This window comes from Winogradskyella sediminis, from assembly GCF_003387355.1.
GTDB classification, from domain to species: domain Bacteria; phylum Bacteroidota; class Bacteroidia; order Flavobacteriales; family Flavobacteriaceae; genus Winogradskyella; species Winogradskyella sediminis.
Genome location: NZ_QUNH01000019.1, coordinates 1 through 2,837, shown reverse-complemented (window position 1 = coordinate 2,837; position 2,837 = coordinate 1). Strand labels below are relative to the sequence as shown.

Here is a 2,837-nt window from a genome sequence, read left to right as displayed (position 1 = left end):
TAGCTAAATCAGGGTTAATATATGATGGAAATTATAAAAGTACTTTAGTAAAAAAATAATGAGTTTTTACTTGTTTTTTGCCACAGTACTTTGTTGTAGCCAGTTTTTTTATTTTTCAATCTGGATACTCTTTATTGGTTATTTTAAATTCTTGATGATTTTTAAACCAACCAAGTAATTCAACATTTTTCCTTATTTCAAGCTCTACGTCTTTGGAAAATGGTTCTATGTCTTTCATTAATCCCATTTTAAATTGTTTAAAATCGATTGTTGTTGCTATAAGAATCATTGACTTGCTCTTGTAATTTGAATAAACACAAAAACTATCAAGTGCTATAGAAAGAAGATTATTAACCATTTCTTGTGGCATTTTTTCAGGGTAGAAAGCAAATACAATTCCTACGCCATTAAAATCAGCATATCTTCTCGCTAAATAATTTCCTTTTGAGTTTTTATAAGAATCGTAGAATTGCAAAAAATTTTCAGAAATTATTCTTCGATTAAACCTGTCAAAAGACATAATAGCTGTTGCAAGTTCTATTGAGTTTTCATTGATATTGTTTAATACTTCCCTTTTAACTAATTCGTCTAGAAAGTAACTATTTCTGTCGAGTTCTCTTTTCTGTTTTACTTGTTTACGTTTATTGAAATTTTCCCAAGTACCATCTAATTGAATGAAAATGCCATTAAACTCATCTGAATTAATTTGTTCAGGAAATGTTCTTTCGTTTTTGAGGTAATGTGCTAATAAGTCGTGTTCTGTTCCAGAAATCAATATACTTTGATTATCAGCTGGTTTAAAGTTTTTTTGTGAATATTCAAAAAATTGTTTTGCAGTTTCAACAGGAAAATCCTCTTCTTCTCCAGGCATAATAGTTGCAGTTTTGTTAGCAAACAATTCTTCTCTTTTTCCTAAATATTCAAGAAAATCAGGAATAGTGTCTAATTCACTAACTATTGTTTGAAAAGCTTCTTTATCTAAAAGAGTAATGAATTTTTCGTCCTTTGTTTCTTTGTTAAATGGATAAAATCGTACACCTTCTCCAAGATTAACTATAACTCTATAAATTTCTTTAATTTTTTCTTTTGGGAATTTTTCAATATCTCTTTTAGGATGCTTGATGAAAATATCTGTTTTGCTTTTTAATAACTTTCTTTCTGCTCCATAAATCTGTTTAACTGCTTTGTCAATAGTTCTTCTAAAATATCTAGAATAAAAGTCTTTAAATTCATAATTCTTGACCGATATAATTATTAGTTTGTCTCCGAATAAAATTAACAGGTCACATATTTCTTTTTTATCTCCATTTTCATCTTTTGGACTTGGATAACACCAATGTTCAATAAATGAATTGAAAGCTATTTCATTCACAAAATCCTCTCCAATATTTCCTTTTTCTGTTGAATTCATTTGATTCCGTAAATTGGCTACAACGGTAGGTATAACCGAAGTTACGGGGTTAAAGTTAATGTTTTTCGGCTTATCACAGGCTTTAGCAATTACGAGTGGATTCAGACGTAGTCGAATCCGCCGTAATTGCGGTTATGCATTGTTGCCACCAGTTATTTTTTCCACTTTGCTCTTTTTTCATTCCATTCTTTCCAGAACTGCAAATATCCTTTTCTGTCAAATTCGTCTTTGGGTATTTCCTTTTCAGGACTTTCTTTATAAAACTGCTCAATTTTGTCGACAAAGTTCAACACCTCATTTTTATATTCCGCAAAATTTATTTTCGTTTCAGTTCCGCTTTCCGTTTTCAGGATTACATTTTCGTCTTTATGTTTTACTTCCCAGTCAATTCCTGTCGGACAACTTCCAATATAAACTTCATCCATATCGTTGTCGAAAACTAAAAAGTGTCCGCAACACGGAATTAATTGGTCGCCAACGGGATTCTCTTTAGTATGATTTCGCTCCAATGTCCGAAGTAAGAGTTGAGCACTTGCACTTATTGTCCAACCATCATTTTCGGATTTGTCAACGACAATTTCATTTCCGATTTTCACTCGCATTTGTCCGTGTGCACAAAAGTCCGTTTGAGTATCTTTTTCAGATATCCAATTCGTTTTTAATAACTCAATTTTGAATTTTTGCGAGGTCATTTTTTAATTGGTGGCAACGTGTTTGTGTATGATTAGTTGCGTGGTTCAGCAACTAATTTAGTAAACTTTTACGAACCCGTGAAAATTCCGCAGGAATTTTCGCAAGTAGGTAAGAACATAGCAATTAATTATACACGGTGTTGTACCTAGTTTTTTATCCATTCAAAATCTAATACATCACGCAATCTATTCAAACTGTCTTTAGATAAAAATCTAAATGCAAGTCCGATGAAAACATATCTTATCATTAACATTTGTAGAATAACTACTAAAATAAAAATAGGCGAAAATTCTTCTGAACCTGTCAAAATTGCTATTGTGATTCCAACTGCAGGAAAACAAAGAAAAACACTCAATAAAATCCTAAAAACTTTATGGATTTCGACTTTCACGTTTCCACTATCAGAGTTAATTTTTCCAGTCATTACGCAAAAAGCTCCTTTTCCGATTACAGACGAGATTATTTTAAATTCATTTCCGTTTATCATTCCACGAAATGATTTGTCGGTATATTGAGAAGTCAAATTTTCAGACTTTTCCGTTCTCCGATTCAATCGATTCAACGTTTCTGCTTGGTCATCAATTAGCTTAAATTCCTGTTCTTTGGTTGGGAAAATGTTCATTTCTTAAATTAGGTACAACGTTTTTGTGTATGATTAGTTGCGTGGTTAAGCAACTAAGTTAGCAAACAAATCACAGATAGAAAATTCCAGCGGAATTTTCGTAAGTAGGCT

General features: G+C 31.4%; 3 protein-coding genes. All 3 read right to left on the bottom strand.

Annotated features, from left to right (window positions below):
- Positions 1 to 115 precede the first annotated feature (115 nt).
- Positions 116 to 1,411, bottom strand: coding sequence for a hypothetical protein (locus tag C8N41_RS16665; protein ID WP_115840107.1), 1,296 nt, complete (start codon positions 1,409 to 1,411; stop codon positions 116 to 118).
- 152 nt (positions 1,412 to 1,563) lie between these two features.
- The gene (locus C8N41_RS16660; protein ID WP_115840106.1) at positions 1,564 to 2,103 is read right to left on the bottom strand and encodes a hypothetical protein; all 540 of its coding nucleotides are present in this window, start codon (positions 2,101 to 2,103) and stop codon (positions 1,564 to 1,566) included.
- Positions 2,104 to 2,249: 146 nt separating this feature from the next.
- On the bottom strand, positions 2,250 to 2,726 hold the full coding sequence (locus C8N41_RS16655; protein ID WP_115840105.1) for a hypothetical protein: 477 nt from the start codon (positions 2,724 to 2,726) through the stop codon (positions 2,250 to 2,252).
- Positions 2,727 to 2,837 lie beyond the last annotated feature (111 nt).